The 21,211-nt window shown below is 52.7% G+C and carries 11 protein-coding genes and 6 pseudogenes; 8 read left to right on the top strand and 9 right to left on the bottom strand.

Going from position 1 to position 21,211, the window contains the following annotated elements; all coding sequences use genetic code 11:
* The first annotated feature begins 308 nt into the window (after window positions 1-308).
* The 3 genes and pseudogenes from C5C07_RS17295 to C5C07_RS17285 all read left to right on the top strand — a co-directional run bounded on the left by C5C07_RS17295 (window position 309) and on the right by C5C07_RS17285 (window position 4,957).
* A pseudogene (locus C5C07_RS17295) lies at window positions 309-1,035 on the top strand (transposase).
* 777 nt (window positions 1,036-1,812) lie between these two features.
* Window positions 1,813-2,322, top strand: a pseudogene (locus C5C07_RS17290) (IS5/IS1182 family transposase); the annotation flags it as partial.
* A 166-nt stretch (window positions 2,323-2,488) separates the two neighbouring features.
* A complete protein-coding gene (locus C5C07_RS17285) occupies window positions 2,489-4,957 on the top strand; it encodes an ABC transporter ATP-binding protein (protein ID WP_115805669.1) in 2,469 nt (822 codons plus the stop codon).
* A gap of 578 nt (window positions 4,958-5,535) precedes the next feature.
* Here C5C07_RS17285 and C5C07_RS17280 read toward each other — a convergent pair.
* Window positions 5,536-6,469, bottom strand: a pseudogene (locus tag C5C07_RS17280) (ISH3 family transposase).
* Window positions 6,470-7,005: 536 nt separating this feature from the next.
* Between C5C07_RS17280 and C5C07_RS17275 the strand changes: the two are divergent.
* Complete coding sequence (locus C5C07_RS17275; protein ID WP_115805668.1) at window positions 7,006-8,328, top strand: endo-1,4-beta-xylanase; 1,323 nt, start codon at window positions 7,006-7,008, stop codon at window positions 8,326-8,328.
* Window positions 8,329-8,732: 404 nt separating this feature from the next.
* On the opposite strand, the pseudogene C5C07_RS17270 reads toward C5C07_RS17275, so the two are convergent.
* Window positions 8,733-9,244, bottom strand: a pseudogene (locus C5C07_RS17270) (IS4 family transposase); the annotation flags it as partial.
* Window positions 9,245-9,340: 96 nt separating this feature from the next.
* On the opposite strand from C5C07_RS17270, the pseudogene C5C07_RS17265 reads away from it, so the two are divergent.
* The 4 genes and pseudogenes from C5C07_RS17265 (at window position 9,341) to C5C07_RS17250 (ending at window position 13,531) form a co-directional block, all read left to right on the top strand.
* A pseudogene (locus C5C07_RS17265) lies at window positions 9,341-9,976 on the top strand (IS6 family transposase).
* Window positions 9,977-10,198: 222 nt separating this feature from the next.
* A complete protein-coding gene (locus C5C07_RS17260) occupies window positions 10,199-11,101 on the top strand; it encodes a dihydrodipicolinate synthase family protein (protein ID WP_115805667.1) in 903 nt (300 codons plus the stop codon).
* Window positions 11,102-11,210: 109 nt separating this feature from the next.
* On the top strand, window positions 11,211-12,314 hold the full coding sequence (locus C5C07_RS17255; protein ID WP_115805666.1) for an enolase C-terminal domain-like protein: 1,104 nt from the start codon (window positions 11,211-11,213) through the stop codon (window positions 12,312-12,314).
* Between the two features lie 458 nt (window positions 12,315-12,772).
* Window positions 12,773-13,531, top strand: a complete 759-nt coding sequence (locus tag C5C07_RS17250; RefSeq protein WP_115805665.1) for an SDR family NAD(P)-dependent oxidoreductase — start codon at window positions 12,773-12,775, stop codon at window positions 13,529-13,531.
* Between the two features lie 74 nt (window positions 13,532-13,605).
* Here C5C07_RS17250 and C5C07_RS17245 read toward each other — a convergent pair.
* The 7 genes and pseudogenes from C5C07_RS17245 to C5C07_RS17215 form a co-directional block, all read right to left on the bottom strand.
* Window positions 13,606-14,288 (bottom strand): annotated as a pseudogene (locus C5C07_RS17245) (IS6 family transposase).
* Between the two features lie 188 nt (window positions 14,289-14,476).
* On the bottom strand, window positions 14,477-15,349 hold the full coding sequence (locus C5C07_RS17240; RefSeq protein WP_115805664.1) for an ABC transporter permease: 873 nt from the start codon (window positions 15,347-15,349) through the stop codon (window positions 14,477-14,479).
* Between the two features lie 2 nt (window positions 15,350-15,351).
* Window positions 15,352-16,200, bottom strand: a complete 849-nt coding sequence (locus C5C07_RS17235; RefSeq protein ID WP_115805663.1) for an ABC transporter permease — start codon at window positions 16,198-16,200, stop codon at window positions 15,352-15,354.
* Window positions 16,197-17,042 (bottom strand): ABC transporter ATP-binding protein, encoded by an 846-nt coding sequence (locus C5C07_RS17230; protein ID WP_233510435.1) that lies wholly within the window; start codon window positions 17,040-17,042, stop codon window positions 16,197-16,199. Before C5C07_RS17230 ends, C5C07_RS17235 begins: the two co-directional genes overlap by 4 nt.
* A gap of 276 nt (window positions 17,043-17,318) precedes the next feature.
* Window positions 17,319-18,581 carry an ABC transporter substrate-binding protein gene (locus tag C5C07_RS17225; protein ID WP_147302039.1) on the bottom strand — a complete coding sequence of 421 codons (1,263 nt, stop codon included), beginning with the start codon at window positions 18,579-18,581 and terminating at the stop codon, window positions 17,319-17,321.
* Window positions 18,582-18,823: 242 nt separating this feature from the next.
* Entirely contained in the window at window positions 18,824-19,591 is a 768-nt protein-coding gene (locus tag C5C07_RS17220; RefSeq protein ID WP_115805661.1) for an IclR family transcriptional regulator, read from the bottom strand.
* A 164-nt stretch (window positions 19,592-19,755) separates the two neighbouring features.
* Window positions 19,756-20,862, bottom strand: a complete 1,107-nt coding sequence (locus C5C07_RS17215; protein WP_115805660.1) for a Gfo/Idh/MocA family protein — start codon at window positions 20,860-20,862, stop codon at window positions 19,756-19,758.
* Between the last annotated feature and the right edge of the window lie 349 nt (window positions 20,863-21,211).

The following is a 21,211-nucleotide window of genomic DNA, read 5'->3' as shown; positions in this document are numbered from 1 at the left end:
AATCCTCAGCGTGGACATTGAGAAGAGCTACACTTCCCACTAACTTTCGTCGATCTGGTTAGAAACTAGCCTTTCATCAAATCGCAAGACGCGAAAAGGGATCAACAGAGTCCTTCGAGAGTATTTCGTTTATTTCTACTTCACGGCCATAACGAACGCTTTGGTCTCCCATTCGATCGGGAGATTGTTGTACCGTGTTGAATGGTGATCTAATCAATCAATGATATGGAGTATTCTGTTCTATAGGATCGCTAGACTGCGGCGTGGCGACTCCGTCATCTCGATAGAAAGCGAAGCGATAGATTGGTTTGAGTTCGGAAATCCACTGCTTCACACAGATTACGGTCGCTATTGCTAAAACAGTTGTCGAGGTCCCAGGCGAACCCGCCGACCCCGTCGGAGGATGCGGGTTCGCCGAATGGGTGATGCTCACGCTTCATGCACTGAGAATTGAGCTTGGAAAACCCTACTGCCAGACGGTTGACTTACTCAGCGAAATGCCGGGCGTTTTCGAAGAGGTTGGCCTCACGTGGTTGCCTCACGACACGGTGCTCCGCGATTGGTTTGAGAAGATTTCGACGAAGATCTGGCGTGCGTTTCTCCGCGTTTCGGCGGAGAAACGTACTAGCCACGCCGCTATCGACTCAACTGGTTTCGACCGCGACCAGCCCTCGCGGTACTACGCCCAGCGGGCGCACTACCGTGTCCGGTCGCTGAAAGTCACCGCTCTCGTCGACGTCGAAACGCTGTATGTCACCGACGTCCACTACACAACGACAAAGAAGCACGACGCGAAGATTGGCCCGCAGGTCGCCCGCTCATCAAGCATCGTATCTATCCTCGCTTGATTTTGCGCACAACGCACGGCTGAGTTCGCTGCACTACAACCGCCGCTAGATGGTTGAAACCGTCTTCTCAAGCCTCAATCGCACGCTCGTCGCAGCCGTGCGTGCGCGAATCTGGCACTTGGAGCTCCGTGAGATAGTGCTCAAGTGCACTGTCTACAACCTTCGCTGGAGCGTGAGATATCCGTGAGATCAACCGCCGTGTGTCGGAACTACAGAGCCGAGTATTCTTATATGTCTCACTTATCTCAGCAAAACCTAGCATCTCAAAAACAAGATGTCCAGAAACCCGCCAATGCGGACTTTCCGGGTTGTTGCGGCGCGTGGCACCCGTTCTGTCATGTACATAAATCAGCTCCTTTCACACTCGGACCAGTCAGTACCCTATTCTCCTCCAATGCTAAGATCTTTAATAGGACTAATATCTAAGAGATGGTGCCGAGGGATCAACCAAATGTCACTAGATCCAAATAAGTCCACTTTTGCTACCGAGTTGTATTTGCTATCGAAATTAACCAAAACTACCCCATTTAACGCTCGAAAGAGTTAATTAGAACTCGCCTCTGCACTCTGTATGGGGTTCTTATCTCACGTCTGTAACGAAGTACAAAAACTGCGGATCGTCTTCGGCGCAACTTCTTCTGCAGCAATTCTAATGCTCATCTGGTATCCGTTCGTTGATCAAGGTACTGCGACACATGCAATCGTGGTAATGAACTTGGGGCTTTCGACCGTTCTCACCGTAGTAAACGGATCAGCGATTTGGGCTTGCAGACAGTGGCGAAAAAAGCGGACTGAAGAAGCAGTACCTACTGATGATCAATGAATAGAGAGATTTGGTGCATCACCAGGCTGCGTCGTTTTCGATCGTCAGAACTTGGATGATGAAGCGGAAAGTCATCGATTATTCATGTGAAAAAGCTACCCCTACACGAAGAGTGTGGTCAAATTGGGTATAATGGTTGTCGCCAACTATGCTCTCCTGTCCCGATACTGTCTGCGGATTTACCTCGATGAGTCGTACCTCAACGCTCTCCATCTACTGAGCGAAATGCCGCATGTTTGTGGGAGGACCGGCCTCAAGAGGGATATCTCCTAACTACCCACCCCTGTTTAAGCCGTTTGAGGGTTTCAGATTAAGGTCTGACGTGTGCTGCTCTGCTCTCGTCGGGGCTGCACAACCTCTCGGGGCACGTCACCATTGATGCCGCATTTTTCGGCCGCGAAAACGCTAGCAAGCATTACTGCCACTGTACGAATCACCTCGTTCAGACACTCAAATCGACGGATCTTGTCGATACTCAAAAGCAAACTGCTCTATATGGTCATTGCACGACCGAGAAAACCCACGAAATACCTCGACTGGCAGGTCACCCGCCGCAACGCAGGCGACCGTGCGTGCCGAACGTGGGACCGAGAATTTCATGAACTCGTCGTCAAATATGTCGTTCACAACATCAAGCGTGCCACAGTATAGCCAAATCAGCCGTTATATGGCGATTCTCTAGAGCCAAAATAAGTGAAACAGCCCATTTTGCAGAATCACAAAAATATATATGGTTTGGAATTGGTTGATAACTTAGTATGAAATCAAAAGAAAGAACGTGTAGCTTTACATGTGATTTCGAGGTCAGTGATTGGTCATGATGGATCAGGAGACTGCATCTAAAGGTACGCAGAGTAGAGAGACAATCATCGAAGTAGAAAACCTGTCTGTAGAATATGACACGCCCAAAGGCGTTAATCGTGTAGTTGACGATGTTGATCTAACACTTGAGAGGGATGAAATTATTAGTGTCGTCGGGGAATCTGGATCCGGTAAATCGATGCTTGCCTCGGCGTTGCTAGACGCCGTGCCAGAGCCTGGTAAGACAAAAGGTAATATCACCTACTATCCTCCCGATGGGGGAGAACCGATCAACGTCCTTGAACAATCGCAAAATGATCTCAAGCGTTTCCGATGGGAGGAGATTTCAATGGTCTTCCAAGGGGCGATGTCTTCGTTTAACCCGACAATGAGCATTCGAGGACACTTCGAGGAGACTATCCAGGCACACGACATGGAAATCTCCCAACAGATGGAACGAGCACACCAGATCCTCGAAGACCTTCACCTCGACGCGGAGCGCGTTCTAGACTCGTATCCACACGAACTCTCAGGCGGAATGAGCCAGCGTGCACTCATCGCGCTGAGCCTTCTCCTTGATCCAGAGGTACTCGTGATGGATGAGCCTACAGCGGCGCTAGACCTGTTGATGCAGCGGTCGATCATCCAACTTCTCGCGGAGCTTCAGGAAACATACGACCTGACCATTCTGTTTATTACTCATGACCTGCCACTAATCGCCGGACTTGCGGATCGACTCGCGGTAATGTACGCCTTCGAACTGTTAGAGCTAGGGCCAGCCGATGAGCTCATTACTGATGCTGCACACCCATACACGCGAGCTCTACTTCGATCTGTCCCAAACCTCAACACACCGATCGACGAGATGACCCCTATTTCCGGGATGAGCCCGGACCCGATGAAAGTTCCAGAAGGATGTTCATACCATCCCCGCTGTCCCCTTGCTGAAGATAAATGTCGCACAGACGACCCAGAACTGTTCTCAGAGACAGAGGATCATCTGGTCGGATGTTTCTACACTAATGATTCGCGAGAACAGATCTCCTATACTGTTAGTGTCGATGAGAACAGACGTGACAAGGTTGCCGAACCAGCCTCGGTCGACCGATACGATGACGCCGACCCGATTGTCTCCCTCGAAAACGTAGAGGTCCACTTCGAAGAGAAAGGCCTTATCGACACGTTACTCCGCAGGGACGCAGAAACCGTATTCGCTGTCAATGGCGTTGATCTCGATATCTACGAAAATGACGTGGTAGCACTCGTCGGCGAGTCGGGCTGTGGGAAGACAACCTTGGGGAAAACCACCATCGGACTCCAACGACCCAGTAACGGGAGTGTCAATTACAATGACCAAGATATTTGGGTCGCAAAAGATGGAACTGGAAAGATAGATATCGCACACGAAGAGATTCGACGAGCTCTCCAAATCGTCCATCAGGACCCCGGGGAATCACTTAATCCCAACAACACAATCCTCTCCAATCTCGCACGTCCGCTAAAAAAATATCGCCCTGATATGGGGCCAGCGAAACGCGAGACCATCATCCACCGCCTACTCGAATCCATGGGGATCCAGCCAGCCGAGGATTATGCCTCAAGATTCCCGCACCAGCTCTCAGGTGGAGAGCAACAACGCGTTGCCCTCGGACGGGTGATTCTCATGCAACCAGATCTCGTCCTTGCTGATGAAGCCGTCTCAGCACTCGACGTCTCGCTCCGGGTAGAAATGATGGACCTCATACTTGAACTCCAGGAACAATTCAATACGTCATATCTGTTCATCTCACACAACTTCGCGAACGCACGGTACCTAACGAAGAAGGCAGATGGTCGCATCGGCATTATGTACCTCGGAAATATCGTTGAGATCGGCCCTGTTGACTCCGTCCTCAAGAACCCGAAGCACCCCTACACGAAGGCACTCACACAAGGGACATCAACACTAGACCCAGAAGAAGCCAAAAAAACGTTAGAGGGTGACGAAGAACTTCCCATACGCACGATTGACATCCCTGACGCGAAGAACCCACCTAGTGGGTGTAACTTTTACACGCGTTGCCCGGAAGTAATCCCTCCCGAGGACCTCGACATTGACCAGGACACCTACACCAAAATCATGGACGTCCGTCTCGCCATTGAGGACCGGACACTCGAGACTGAGCCAGTATGGGAAGGTCTTGGAATTGACTCCGACGAATCGAATCGCCGTAATGCGGCAACGGCTGAGTTCGTCGAGGAGTTACGAAATCGAACCATAGACATTGATCTTCCAAATCATCACCAAGAACGGATAGACACAGCGTTCGAACATCTCGCTAACGAAGATTGGGAGATGGCGGCCGAAAGTCTCAGAGAGCAGTACGAAAGCGTCTGTGAACGGGACGAACCGACACTGGATAACGAAGCACACCCAGCTGCATGTCACCTCTACGATGTCCCTGAGGTTAGCGAGCAACCCACTATCAAGGAGACTAGCAGATGACTCTCCCTGAGATTTACTGGGTCACGCAAGCAACTAGTCACATAGGTAAGAGCGGCGAATCTGAACAAGGAGTCTGATTCGAAAATGGTAAACATTCATCAACGTCGTGAAGGATCAACTGCAAGGTTAATTTTCCAAGCAATCAAGAGCTCATTCCTACTCACACTTACCTCTGCTGGGATTCTGTTGACTCTATTTTCCGCAACGGTCATCTCGTGGATCGCTTCTGGGACGTTAGCAGGCCTCCTTGCTCTTACTGGTATCAACTGGACTGCCATCGGTATTTTCGGTTTTCTCATTTATAATTTCCTTAGTGATCGATATTAACTTGTAGCGGTTTGTGTGAATTTTCTTGCTGTCTTGCTACTCAATATTGAGCTGGTTTCTACTAGTATCAGTACCTCACAAAGCATCCTCGGCTATCTATTTCTGAAGCATGAGTTCTGTGGCGGAGCGGTTGTACTGATGGTCTCGACGAGAGAATCAGGGACGAATCGACCGGGAGCTGTCGCTGTCGGCGCCAGCCGCCGCGGACGCGACAGCGTCGCCACTCCCGCTGGAGGCTGTCTGGGTGGTGATTACCGGGGAAACCGGTTGTCCGGTGGTCGGTCGTGGAGGTGGCCCTCGCTGTGCGTCGGGGAGTCCACACTACCCGTCGGCTCATGTTGATGAACTCCTTGAACGACCAGTCCCAGAGGCGACGCCCCTCACGGCGGGGCGTCGCCACGTATTCTCAGTGCAGATACCGCCAGACGTTCTGTATCAGCAATCTCACCGCGACGTATAACAGCCGTACGACCGGAGTCTGTGTCGGGGTTATCGCAATACTTTGTTCGGGGAGCCGATAGCTCGACTCGATATCGAAGCGTTTCGCGTATGATATCGAGCGTCACGTAGTGAGCCGATGAACGGCGCGTCAGCGGCGTAGCTGTGACGCGCCACCCCATGCTCGTCGCACCGTCCGTTCTGGCAGGCACAGTCGATGTGGACGGAAAATTCGACGGACCAGCTGTGACCGTCGAGTTTCGCCGGCAGACTGTGCTGAATCACGCGACCCCAGCCTTCCGAGATCTCTTGCTTGATTGATTGTCCCCAGCGGACGATCAGCATGACGTAGGCGTGGAACGCGGTGGTTCCACGCTTCGCTTTGGAGTGATAGAGACCGTCGGTGTCGTCTTCGTCTCCATAGTAGGGCCACAGGAGAAGCAGTTCGACGATATTTCGCCGAAGAAGCGTGTTAGCGGCTCGTTCGAGCCAGAACGGCTCGAATTTCGCCCGGAGATGATAGAGAACTGTGTTCGCTGATGGCGATTCTTCACTGGAGTTGCATAGCGTTGAGATCGAGTTCCTGTCGGTGGTTGCGTCGAGGAGGACCTCGTAGATGTCTTCTGCATCGATTTCAGCGTTGCTGGCGAGGTTCAGGGAAACTTTCTCGTCAAGTCGATTGGCGAGGAAGTTAAAGAGCTGGTCTTCGTGTATTATACTGTCTGCTTGCTGATGGTGCTTGGACATATCTTCAGCAAGCAGACGCTCTAACTAACCAGGTTTGTGAGGTACTGAACCTAGTTCGGTGATTGCTTTTGAGGAGAGGATTGTTGGTTAGCCCGTAACAGTATCTGAAAGTCGTAGCGCATGAGAATGGCACGAATGCGCAATCCCGGCAGAGCTCAAGTGCTTCAAACGTGGAACTGCCTAGCAGATTTTTTCGGCGTTAATGCGACGAACATCCTCATTCTTGAGTTGCCTCAGCCAAGATGAGCTGAATACCACCAAATCGTGGCTTCAAACCTTCGCTCACTGGCACAATACCACGAACTAAACACGACGTCGCAGACCTGGGCTGGAGGCATGACCAGTTGTTGATGAAATTATACAACGTTGGTCCACCACGATAGCGGATAAGATTGTACAATACCAAACCACTAATATGATGTAGTATATATTATCTTATTAGATCCTACAAACAAAACCGAAGAAGTGCTATCCTCACCACTTTCAATCTTTGGTTTCATAGGGCTATCAGGATCAGATTCCTCTGGTGATAAACCATGGCAGAGAAGGACAACACAGACGCACTCCACCACAAGTTCAGAGCAGGAGACGACACCGAATACGAGTATCCAGGGCGGTCCCCAGACGCAGACTGGCGAGAAGCCGCAACGGAACGCATCGACAAATACCGGAAGGGTGATCTTGAAGTCCACGTCACCGACGATGAGGGCGTGCCCATCGAAGGCGTCCCTGTCCATGTCGAAATGACCAAGCATGCCTTCGGCTTTGGCGTTGAAGTCGACTCCGACGCCCTGATCGGGCAAAACGAAGAGATGACCGAGGCAGATACCCAGCAATTTCAGAAATCCTTTCACAAACTGTTCAACAAGGGAACAATTAACGACGGGTTCCCCCCTTGGAAGTGGGATTGGGGCGATGGTACGAATCCAGAGACTCAGATCGGCTTCGATGGCGTCCAGTGGCTCGTCAACCGAGATGTCCCAGTTCACGGTCACACCATCCTCTGGATGTGGCCGGGTCGTGCAGCTCCTGAAGAAATCCTCAAGACTGACGACGACACTGAGCTTCGGGAGAGAATGACCGAACATGCTTTTGAAGTCGCGAGCGAACTCGCATGGGGAATCGACGAGTGGGACGTTATCAATCATCCCGTTAAGATGGACGGTGTCTGGCATGAGCGGTTTGATTCGGACCCATCGGCCTGGGTCGAGTGGCTCAATGCCGCCCGGGAGGGCGACCCCGAAGCGAAGCTATTTATCAACGAGGCTGCCTTCCGAAATGACGAAGAGACGGAGAGATACCGTGAGCGCTACTACGACATGATTGAGTATCTCCTCGAAGAAGACGCCGAAGTCGACGGTGTCGGTTTTATGGGTCATTTCAGCCCGGAGACACTGGTCCCCCCAGAAGAGGCACTCGATCGACTCGACAGGTTCGCCGAGTTCGGCCTCGAGATTCAGTTTACTGAGTACGACTTCTCGGACGACTGGAGCGATGACGAGTTCCCTATTGAGAAGGCCGAACAGTTGCAGGCGGACTACACACGGGACTTCTATATTTACACATTTAGTCACCCTGCGGTAACTTCGGTCATCACGTGGGGAATCTGGGAGCCGACACACTGGCGTGACCGCGCCGCCTTTTTCAGAGAGGACTGGAGTACCCGCCCGGTCCACGACGTGTACAAGGAACTCGTATTCGATAGGTGGTGGACTGAGGAATCCGGAGAGACCGATTCGGTGGGCTCGTACGAACTCCGGGGATTCAAAGGTGAATATATCGTACAAGCAATTGTCGACGACAAAACACGGACGGCAACTGTTACCGTTGATGCCGGAACGAACGTTGTCGAACTTTGACTCAGGGTTGCAGTCGTGACAACTGGAAGTTGGAGTATCGACATTTTCCATTGAAGATTTTATTGCCCGTCGAAACGTGTGAGACAAGCGCATCCATATCAACTACGACACCGAGGCCCGACTCGTTAGAGACGTTTATTTTTACGTTTCCGTCCTCAAAGCTCTGATGGTGAACAGATTGCTCCACTACCCCTCACTACAGGCGAGGATTTTGAGACCCGAGTGGTTCAGGACCGCGATCAGCGTCGACAGATCAACCGTAATGGGCGATTTTTTCAGAAAATATACGTGAATGTAGAGATATGCGTTCAACCCCGATGCTGCCTCGGCGCGCAGGATAAGTTTCACTACCTTCTCCACAGACTATGGGATGTAGGCTCACGACTCTGTCGTATATATCGACTTCACAACAGCGGCGGTGGCGAGTAGCCGAGATACCCACCGAGTTCATGGAAGGTCAGTTGGGTGTGCGACCGGAAGGTCGCCGCCCAGCGCTCCGGCGGGAAGACGATCTCATCATCCGCCTGCTCGGTGACCAGATCCAACAGATCACGGCTCACCAGCAGTGACAACAACCGCGTACAGCAGAATTTTCACGACATCCGGGTTGCTCGTGCCGAACACATCTAGTTCGACTGCGTCTTCAGCTCACGGAACAGCAACTCAACCTCCCAGTAACACCTACAGCGTCGATAGATCCGCCGGCAAGAACTCCTCTCGCGGGACATTCTGTACAGATGGTTGTCGTCGGTGTCCGCAACGAGGACGCCGACGACGCGGAACCGCTTCGTATCCGCGATCGCGTCACCTCGTACTGCCCGCGCTTGAACTCCGATTCCACCTCCACGTCGGTGTACGTCCGCGAGAGGTCATCGACCACATCGTGTATCTGCTTGCCCACCAAGGGAATGGCGCGCTAGTGGCTAGCGTGCTTTTTGAAGATAGTCACCGAGGTAATTGGCAGTGTTCAGATAAGGTCAAAGCATGAGTCGGACGTGGTTTCTTGATTCCTATGCCAGAAACCCGCCGCCTCACCGAATGTAGCGACTTCCCGGAGTTAGAATTTGTGGACCGAGAGGCGGCACCCGAGCCGGCGAGGAAGCTCGGTATCCAACACCACCTGGCGGGGCTGTCGCTGTCGGATACCGTGTCTTTCCTCGCTGGTCTGGGGGTCAACCGCTGTCGAACCACCGTTCACAACTGGATTCAAAAGGCAGGCTTACAGTCCACAGAGGGCTGAAATCCGAATCACGTCGTAGTTGACGAGACCGTGATTTGGGTCAACGACCACCGCTACTGGCTGTACGCTGCTGTCGATCCCGAGACGAATTATCTGCTGCACGTCCGGTTGTTTACGACGAGAACCACCGCCCTCACTGAGATGTTCCTCGCGGAACTCCGCGGGAAACACCTCGTTGACGACGCGGTCTTCTTGATCACTGGTTCGCCGTGGTTACACGCGGCCTGTCACAGTCACGGCCTGCGATTTCAGCATGTCACCCACGAAAATCAGAATGCCGTCGAACGAGTGTTTAAAGAACTGAAACGCCGCACAGAGTCGTTCGCAAACCATTTTAGACACGCTGACTCCGAGACCGCGGAAACATGGTTGCAAGCCTTCGCATACTGCTGGAATCAGCTAATCTGAACAATTCCTCTGGACGGTGGGCAAGGAATAAATACCTTAACCACAATTGATCTCCTATGCACGACCTGCAGATTGAGAGGCACAGAAAGAGCTCTGAAGGCAACGACAGGGCCATCTGTTCGACGCGGAAAGCGGCGAAACGATCAAGTACCGGGATAGACCCGACGACATGATATCTGAGTGGGCCTCGCGGTCTGGTTCTATGACGAGTGAGTACCCAATATGAGTGAGATAGAGGGAGTCTGCCCAATAATTGTCGTCCCATTCACAGATCAGGGCGCGATCGACTTCGATAGCTTCCGCAAGCAGATCCGTACACTTGCCGAAGGAGGTTGTCACGCCCAGATCCTCTTTGGATTCGCGAGTGAGTTCTATAAACTATCAGACGGTGAGCGAAAGGAACTGATAGAAACGGCCGTCGAAGTCGGCCGCGAGATGGACTGCCAGATTTGGGCGTCCGTGACGGAACAGTCGACACCTGTCGCCGTGGAGTGGGCGCAGTACTTCGAAGACGTCGGCGTCGACGGGTTGATGCTATTACCACCGTATACTGGTGAGACTGACAAAGAGTCGCTTCTAAGACATATGGAAGCGGTTGCCGACGGGGTCGATGTGCCGATCTTGATCCAGTACGCCCCTAACGAAGTCGAGACAACAATTAGTCCCGACACATTCGTCGAGTTGTACAATCGAGTGGACAACGTCACGTCATACAAGATCGAATGTAATCCACCTGGACCATACATGACCGAGCTACTTGAGCGAACAGACGGCGAAATAGACCTTCTAGTCGGAAACGCAGGCCACCAGTTCATCGAAGCGATGGATCGCGGTGCGGTCGGCGTCATGCCCGGTGGTGGGATGTCTGACTACTACCTTGACATCTATCAGAGCTACCAGGACGGCGACCGAAAGCGGGCGATCGAACTCCACAACGAAATTCTCCCGATGTTGAACCACATCACGCAGTCCGGACAACTGTTCATCCACTACGAGAAGCAGATAATGAAACGGCGTGGGATGCTCGCGACCGACCTGTGTCGTGAACCGACAGTAGCGCCTGACGCGTACTTCGACGGTCTCGTTGACGAGTATTACACGATGCTCGAAGATCGCCTCGATTAAGATAGATTGGCGTCGTGTCGTTCCGGATCGCGCTGCCACAGTGTCGTCACGTCAGGATTTCTAGCAGTTTTGTGGATATCTATTTATTGTAGGCTTCATATCAATCCGTATGGTAATTACCGGTGTCGACCTCTGGACGATAGACTACGACTCTATCACGAAAGAGGTCGGCAGCAATCCTACAGAGAAGTCCCGTCCACAGAACGAGACGTTCTGCGTCGAGATCCGGACGGACACCGGCGAGCGCGGGGTGGCCGTGAACCGCGGTGGTGGAGAAAGCGCCTGTAAACTCATCGACGACTACTTCAGACCAATTCTTGAAGGGAGCGACCCAGCGCGGATCGAGCACCTCTGGCAAGAGATGTACGACGCGCTACCGACGGCCCGCGGCGGGCTTTCGTACATGGCTTTGAGCGGGATTGATTTGTCCCTCTGGGATTTAAAGGGACGTGCAACTGACCGTCCGGTCTACGACCTTCTCGGTGGGGCAGTCCGCGAGGAATTGCCGTGTTACGTCACGGTGTTCCCGAATGTCATGGAGTCCCTGTCAGACGAGGAATTTCTTGGGGTAAAAATCCCGACTAAAGCGCTCCCCGAAGATGGACTTCGAGGCCTCGACGAACTCGAGACGAAGGTTGCCAGAGCCCGAGAGTTCTTCGGGGAGACGGCCGACATCATGATCGACTGCTTCATGGACTGGAACAAAGAGTACACGGTTCGAGCAGCTGATCGGCTTCAGAAGTACGATCTGAAGTGGATTGAAGATCCCCTACCAGCGGGCCATACAGTCCAGCAATATCGAGACATTCGCAACGAGGTGAAGCCGGTTCAACTCGCCGTCGGCAATGTTGAGTACGGTCATCGGAGTTTTCACCAACTTGTAAACCAGGGGGCAGCAGACATCATTCAGCCCGATATCCAGTGGGCCGGGGGGATGACCGAAATGAATCGGGTCGGCCACATCGCGAAACCAATGGGAATTCCCGTGATCCCCCACCGGTCGAACATCTACAGCTGTCACTACGCGCTTGCCCGCCACGACACGCCGTACGTCGAGTATATGTTGGGCCGAGGAACAGAAGTCCAACCGGTACGACCGGCGGCTGACGGCGAGCTAGTGCCTAGTGACGGAACGATTACTGTCCCCACGAAGCCGGGTTTTGGAATTGAATTAAATAAGTCGGTTCTCAATCGGTTCGTGGGCTCGGAGTAACATCCGGTATGGCCGAAAAGTCTAGAGAAACATTCGTGAAGAACGTGAGATGCTGACCCCTACGGTGAAAGACTAAGTGAGTAGCTGCCTAACATTACAGACATAGTAGCGTAAGTGATTCAGGAGTATTCAGAGACCACCCAACAGACCTCTGAGATCAAGGAAGAATGGTCTGAAGAGTCCATAGTGGAACAATATAGAGATTTACTGTTTCGGCATTACCGGAAATGGGCTGTGGAAATCTACAACTGGTTACGTGAGGTGGTATTTGTCGCCGAGTAGACGCAGTAAGAAATGTAGACAGCAGACCGAAGGTGAAAAGATAAAAAGTGCGAACAACTGAATGAAATGAATTCAAAGTCCGGTAGTACCGAAACTCGAAGCCAGTTAGTCGACGCAACAACACAGGCCCAATTGGGACACGAACGTTTAACACAGTTCGCTCCTAGATCGCGTTCATGGGATTTCCACTCGAAGGATCTCACTTCCTCGTAACGGGCGGAGCTAGCGGAATCGGTAAAGGAGTCACGTCTTGTCTGATCGAACAGGGTGCATCGGTATCTGTCGTTGACGTTGACGCGGAAACTGGAGCGACGTTCGTGGACGAGAATGATGCAGCCAAGTCACAGCTCCGTTTCTACGAGTGTGACATCACGGATGCGACACAGGTCCATACAACCGTTTGTGAGATTATCGAAGAGCTTGGACCCTTGCACGGATTGGTGAACAGTGCAGGTATCCAGGAGACGACACCGATCATGGATATACCTCTGGAGAAGTGGCAGCAGCACTTGGACGTGAACACGACGGGAACGTTCCTCGTCACACAGGAGGTCTGTAATCACATGATCACTGAGGAGATCGATGGGACTGTCGTGAATATCGGTTCAGTTGCTGCCTCGTTACGGCCGAGACCTGGACAGGGCGCGTACGCGGCGTCAAAAGCAGCAATGACGACATTCACGATTGTGTTGGCACAGGAATTGGCGGAGTTCGGAATCAACTGTAACGTTGTCCACCCTGGACCAATCGATACACCGATGTTCAGGAACGTCGAGGAAAAGCAGGCATCCGAAGAACGAGCGACACAGCTTCTGCTAGATAGAATTGGACGCCCAGAAGACGTGGGTTATCTCGTAACGTTTCTACTCTCAGATATGGCGGAGTGGATAACCGGCCAATCGTTCACGGTCGACGGCGGTGTGGTACACCGATAGGGTAATACTTCGGGCACTATCTAGTTAGTAACCTCCTCAACCGGCGTTCGTCCGTTGAGCGCTTGATGTGGCCTCTAAAAATTGTAGTATTGCACAATTGTATGAACCACTTGCGGACGCTTCCGTAACTGCCAACCCACGAATTATGGAAGCGGTCAACTCACACTTTGAGGGTGTGAATCCATTTTTCGATCAGGTTTCGGTCGACATGGTCAAGCCGACCACTCAATCCTAATCGAGAGAGTGAAGTCTGATAGCCGTAGCCATCAACGAGAAATACAGCATCTAAGAGATCGTGTTTCTTTGAGAGTCGATGGAGAAACGCAGCAGCCGGACCAGTCCCATTCCGTCCAAACAATTCGACGTCAAGAATCAGCTTTGTCTCGAGGTCTATTGCAGCGTACAACCAAGACCACTCGCCGTTGATTTTGACAGCGGTCTCGTCGACCGTAACCCGCTTCGGCTTCGCCTCAGGCGGGTTGTGACCGCTGTCAGCCATCCGATGTACCCACTGCCAGACAGCTTGGTGAGACCGTTCAATTCCGAGTAATCGAAGAATTTCTTTTGTTTCTCTAAGCGAACATCCGGTCGCGTGAAGCTGGACAGCGAACGCCCTGACGGGCGTCCCCAGAACGCTTTGCGTTCTGGTGTGCGAACGAGACGCAGAGCGTCTCGTCAACGTCGCTGTCCGCTCACGCTCCCCAGTTCCTTCTAAACCCGCCGCAAAGCACTCGCTGAGCAGGTCTGCGAGCGTCATGACCAATTCACTCAAGGGCCTGCTCGCTTCTCAAACTGGCTTAACTAGACAGCGCCTTTCTTGTAAGGATTTTTGAGTAAAAATTCTAACGGTTACTATATTCCGAGTCAGTATTGAATCGGTCAGGACCTTGGAGGATTCCTCAGCTGACCTCCCCATGCAGGCTTGTAGCCAAAAATTGGTAGAATTCAGGAGAGTGATCCGGGGGGTGTTATCTTCTTGACCGTCCATACGGCAAGTTGATAAAACACGTACGAGCCGACCATGATCACGAGTGCGACCCCAAACATATACCCCAAGTCGCCGGTCTTCCAACCAAGGACTATTTGGTACCCAATACCCGAGGACGAGGCAATAAACTCAGCAACGATGACGCCCACGATCGTGAGTTGTACTGTAGATTTGATACTACTCGCGATATTGGGAAGTGCACGCCAGAATCGGAAGTGTTTGACCATCTGCCACCTGCTCGCACCGAGCATCATTCCGAAGTGTTCGAATCGCTCCTCGAGTTCGTTCATGCCAGTGATGGTGCTGATAAACACCGGGAAAAATCCGACCCACGCACCGAAGGTACTGACGCCGTCGATGCCCAGTTTCAATTGTGCGTCGGCTGCCCCAACAGCAGGGAAAATGTAGGCTGTGGGACCAGTAAATGTGAGGAGCGTAATCTCCCCACCGACGATGAACCAAATAATAAACATCGGTGCGAGCACCGGGTGAGGGACGGCGTACGCGAAGATTATTAGTGGCATCGTCATCTGCCGAAGGGCATATATTTCGGCGACAATCACACCGAGGGCAACCCCGAATACGACAGCAAGGATGAACGCAACGAAGACCGAAGAGAACGTCTCCATGACCTGCATCGAGATCGTGTCTGCCTCTGTTACGAGGGAACTCACGGTGTATGGGATGTCCGCAACGATGCGGTTGTTATCGATTACACGGGCGATGATCTCCCAGAGCACGAGAAACAAGAACCCTGCAATCACCGTTGTAATCTGCCGTCGCATCCACTGTTTTGCTCTGACAGACTGGCGTGGTGAAACGAGTGACATGTTCACTCAGCCCCCATAATCGACGATTTCCGCCAGAAAATCATCTTGCTTTCGATGAGGTAGACGAGCAGCACGACAGCGGTACTGATGGCCCCGAGGACAAGTACGATTGCGAACGCGCGTGCCACGCTGGTCCGTCCAATTGCGGAGGCAGCCTGTGACCCAATGCCGAACGTTCCACTGACGAATTCGCCGACGACTGCGCCGATCATCGCAAGGACGAAACCAATCTTCATGCCATCGAAGATGAACGGCAGCCCTTTCTTGAATCGGACGTACTTGAACTCTTGCCAGGTAGTTGCACCGTACACGTGAAACATATTCTCTGTGTCCTCGTCGATACTCCGAAAGCCATCTATGGCGGCGATCAACATAGGGAAGAACGCGACCCAAACCGCCATCACGTAGTTTGCCAAGTAGAGCGCAGACGTGTTGTAGAAGCTAACCCAGTAGATCACGAGTGGCGTCATCGCGATACGTGGGACGGTGTTCGTCCCGATGATGAACGGCATCAGTGCGTCAAGGACCCGTGGGTTAGCCACGAGGAGTACCGCGACAGTAATCGACAGCATGAGTGCGAGCAGATAGCCGATGATGGCTGCCGACAGCGTGTTCGGCAACGCGGAGACGATAGCCGGCCAGATCCGAACCAATTCAGACAGTACTTCGAGTGGGCCCGGGAAGTATTTCGGGTTGAGATCCATCATCGCGGTGGCTGTGTGCCAGAATGTAAGTAAGAGGACGATGCCGAACCCGGATAGGGCCCAGCGCATTTGTCTAGAGTCGCTCGCGTTGGAGATGTCGATGTTAGGCATTCCTTCCCCGATTTTCTTTGTGGCGCTTCCAATCATTGCAATCTTTTGAAATGCTGGTGGAGCTTGGCAGACAGTTCGACGAAGCGCTCGCTTCCTCTCGTGTCTTCGTCACGGGGGCGTTCCAGGTCGACGTCGATGACTTCGGCAACCTGACCCGGCCGTGGAGAGAGCACGACGACGCGGTCCGAGAGGAAGATGGCCTCGTCCAAATCGTGGGTGATGAACAGGATGGTCTTTTCCGTCTCTCGCCAGATACGAAGGAGTTCGATGTTGAGGTCGTCCTTGGTCATGGCGTCTAACGAGCCAAACGGTTCGTCCATCAACAGCACAGAGGGGTTGTAAATGAGCGCTTGACTGATCGTGACGCGCTGTTGCATCCCTCCAGAGAGCTCGTTTGGATACGCGTTCGCGAATCCATCTAGACCGACGAGTGAAATGAGCTCCTCCGCACGGTCCCGGTAGTACTCCTTGTCGTGGTCTATTGCCCCGTTTTCTTTCAGGATTTGAACGGGGAGCATGATGTTCTTCCTTACTGTTCGCCATTCGAGGGCGACGGGGTGTTGGAACACGAGTCCAACCTCTTTCCGTTCGTGTTGCGGACTCTGGACGTCTACACCATTGATTTCAACAGAGCCACTCGTTGCGTCGAGAATACCCGCCGTCATGTGTAATAACGTCGTTTTTCCGCACCCTGAGGGGCCGACCACGGACACGAACTCACCGCGTTCGATGTCGATGTCAATTCCTTTGAGGGCTGTCACTGACTCCTCAGCAGGGGCATCTTCCCCGTACACTTTATCGATGTCGTTGAATGAGATCATACTACACTCAGCTGTGTCATCTTTCATCTCTGGTTCTTTGTTTGTTTGATTATTCATTTGGGTACAATGTCCTTATTGAAACGGCATAAACGTGCCTGCTGCTGTAACTCTACTTGAAGGCTGGTTCCCCTGTGTGAGGGTACTGTGGTGACGTCGATATGAGTTCATACGAGTAGCGTCGTCTACGATGTTGTTCCTCCCGGCTTTCGGTTGTCGCCCTGCTTCGGAGGCCAGACGACCGAATCGGGCGTTGAGGGCGAGATGCTGTTTTTGACGGGGAGTTGGATGACGCAAGATGTGACCTTGGTGCACTCGAACAGTTACACAGCGACGTCAGTTATCGGATTCTGCCTCTTCGAAGAGGTCCCAGATGAACCCTGCGTTTTTGGCTAGTTGGTTCCATTCGTCGTCGGTGAACGTCGCCGGTTCCATGTGTTCTAAGGGTTCCGTGATCACCATCTCACTCGCGGATGGGAGTGCGTCGGGGTTGTCGACCAGTGCCGGGCCGGCGTTCTCGAGGACGTTCGCGATGCCATCCTCAGTAAAGTAGCCCAATCCGTTATCTTTCATGTCGAGGGTGATAGCTTGCGCACAATTCACAGAGTGTTGGCCGGTGAGCTCCTCTTCTGTCCAGGTCTGTAGGTTCGGGTTCACCTCGTTCTTTAGATAGTCCAGATACTCCGATTGGTTCAGAAGGCCCCATTTCATAGCTTTGAAGTAGCCAGTCATGACCTGACCAACGAATTCGGCGGCGTTCTCTTTGTTGTCATACCAACTATTGTTCACCCAGATTGGGTATCCGGGGAACCCACCGAAGGCAGTGAGTGGAGTGACACCGAGTTCGGCATCAACTTCCTCCTGATAGACGGGAAGAAGGTCAATTGATCCCCAGACTGCGGCTACCTCACCATTGGCCAGTTTCGGTGCAGCAACTTCCTCGGTCCCCTCTTCGAGTGTCACTTCGCTCTGGTCAACATCGACGAGGTTGGGATAGACCTGTATCGTCGCCGCAGCAAACCCGGATGCCGCGAGTATGGTCTTTCCCGCGATATCGGCACGGTCCTCCATCATGTCTTTCCGCCAGATGAGAGACAGGAGAGGCCGGCCTCGAGCCAATCCCACCACGCTCATATCTAACGCTTCGGTGTTTTCGGTTTCGGGGTAGACACTAATTGCTGTGGTTATCGATGTGACCCCCATAGGTTTGTTGCCGACACCGATGTTCTGAGATTCTGTGTCAGAACCGTTCCCGCGAGTACCGTCGATGTTCGGGACACCGGCGTCTTCCCAGTACTCTCGCCCTTCGGCGACGTGGGTGTGGCCCCAAGATGGTTCTTTTTTCCACGGTGCTGTGAAGACAGCTTTCGTCTCGTCCAAGAACTCACCGTCAGAGGATTGGTCGGTGTCTGAACTATCGTTGTCTCCGTCACCTCCGTCGTTTCCTCCGCCTTGACCTGTACAACCGGCTAGCAAGGTGGCACCGATTGCCCCGAGTGAACCTTGCATAAACTTCCGTCGGTCGATAGACCCGGGAAGTGTACTATCAAGCTCGTCGAGTAATTCTGCTTTTGTTTCACTCTGTTCTCGTTTTGTCATGCTTCTGGACAGACTATTTTACCACATCATATATATAATTATTGTTCGTTTTGTCATGTGTTACCCTCATACGGGTGCTACACCGTCCTCGCTCTCCCACCCGCTGTGTCCTTCCCCCACCCCATCGAGATAGTATAGGGTGAAAATTCAAATAGAGATGTTCGTCCTCCGAAGCCACCGGCCCGTTTACTCGATCAAGGTAGTCAGAAAGCCACCTCGACCAAAAAATGACTCAATGTACACTATGCGAGCGCGAGTTCCAACTCGAACTCGTTAGCAATGTCAGTAACAGCGCTTGCTAGCTCGTCTTCCCTTTCGGGCCCCGTGATCGAGTGCTCCGGACCCGTAACGCTGAACCCTCCGATTACACCTCCCGAACGTTTGGTCGCTGCGACACCGATTGCGTAGAGTTCCTTGAAGTTCTCCGCGTGATTGACAGCGTATCCTTGGTCGCGAACGGTCCTCAATTCCTCGAACAACGTTTCTCTGGTGGTGATCGTGTTCTCAGTCTCTTTGGTGAGACCCCACTGGTCGATGATTTGTTCGACCCTCAGATTGGGGAGTTCAGCAAGAATTGCCTTCCCGACAGCAGTATCGTGAAGGTCAAGCCGATTCCCGATCTGTTCGTGTGCCCACCCCATCTTATTTCCCGAAGCGGTATGGAGGATGACTGCTTTTCCTCCCATCTCTGCGACGAAGACGGAACGAAGCCCGGTTTTTTCGAACAGTTGTTCTGTGAACTGCCGAGCGAGGACGAACCCAGACTCACGCGTCCGGACTTGACTCCCTAATCGAAGTAGCTCAGGACCGAGAAAGTAGAGGTCTCCTTTCTTCACAACGAACTGTTTCTCTTTCAACGTCGCGAGATGTCCGTGAATCGTACTCTTGGGCTTGTCCATTCTCGTCGCGATTTCGGAAACTCTAGCACCGTTGACAACATCGAGAATTTCGAGCACCTCTATAGACGTCGTGGTGGTCTGGAGTGTTTTCGAATCATCAGTTGTTGTCATGGCTAGGTTATGAACATCCCTATATAAAGTTCATTACGTTCGAACAATGACGACCGAGTGGTACCCTCGACGTTCGTTGGATTCAAGTCATCTATATAAGAGATGGATCTCTCTTTCAAGTGGACGATATGCAAAAACCGAACTCGATTCTGCAACGAGCAGGTTCAGTCTTCGACTTCGACCCACCCACCGCGTTCCCCTGATTCGTATGCCGCGTCGAGAACTCGAAGTAGTTGCACAGCATCATCGACCGTTGCCGGAACGTCCCCGGTTTCGTAGCCGGCGAAGTAGTCTTCGAAGTAGTCCTGCACGAAGTCCCCCCACGCTGGGAACCGGTCGTAGGTAAACCCGAACTCGATGGTTCGCTTCGGCGCGGCGGTCCAGTCGGGATGTTCCGACGTTAGGTCGAGAGAGACCGTCGGTTCGTGCTGGAGTGCGTCGTGGTGCAGAGGCGTCAGCGCCTGAGCGTTGGTCCCATAGAGACCGAGATGTGTGTCTTTGCCCCGGTCGCTCAGGTAGTAACCAGTGTGGTACGTTCCCAGGGTTCCTCCACGAGTTTCGAACTGCAGAACTGCCCCGGTTTCGACGTCCGCCTCGTCGGCTTCGTGAAATCGCGCGTTTATCCGAGAGATTGGATCGTCAAGAATCCACGGCATCATATCGACCCAATGAGGACCGATCCACTGGAGTGCGCCACCCCGGCTCGTCTCTTGATCGTAGATGTAGTGATCGGTGTTCCGATAGGAGAGCTGGCTGGCGTTGAACCGACCGTCGACGGTCCACACATCACCGAAGAACCCATCAGAAACTCGGTCACGAAGTTCTATCGCGACCGGGTTACGCCGGTAATACATTGTCGGCGAGACGGTTACGCCCCGTTCGTTGGCCTCTTGGGCTATCTCTTCGAGGTCGGCCGCTGTTCGGGCAATCGGTTTCTCACTGATAACGTGTACGCCGTTCTTCACGGCGGATTCGATAATCGCAGGCGTCTCATCGCTCCGGTAGGTGATCCATGCGACATCAACGGACTCGTCAGCGACGAGTTCGTGGGGGTCCTCGTAGACCGCTGCCCCCTCTACGAGGTTGGCCATGTCCTGTCCCTCCGTCGTTATCTCGTCTGGCCGTTCGTCCATGGCCGCGATGTTTTCGACGTCAACCACTCGACCGGGTTCACAGACCGCGGTGATAGTCACATCCAGTTCGCTCGCGACGGCGAAATACGGGTCGCGATGGTGGTGGTCGATACCGATGTATCCGATATTAGCACCCATGCATACGAATCGCCGAAAGTAGTATATAATGATTTGTATATCGGCAACAGAAGGGGATGAGCCCGATAGGTAGGTCTCGTTGCGGAACCAGGGGTGTCCCACTGACTCATCAGCTAACAACATTGCGTCTCGACAGACCGACAACCAGACGTATTTCAGAGTACATAATGGTCGACTATGTCGAACCAAACTTTTCGCTGTCAGAATGTAATGGTGAAATAGACGCCAGTATATTACAAGTGTAACTTTGTAATGTTTGGAAGGCACACATAAAGTTCGATATACTCAAACAGCATATCATGGAACCCCAGCCCGCGTGAGTCACAACCAGACACGAAACATAGGTGCG

Source organism: Haloferax sp. Atlit-4N, assembly GCF_003383025.1.
Classification (GTDB): domain Archaea; phylum Halobacteriota; class Halobacteria; order Halobacteriales; family Haloferacaceae; genus Haloferax; species Haloferax gibbonsii.
Note: the sequence above shows the minus strand (reverse complement) of the source record. Positions and strands in the feature narration are given on the sequence as shown.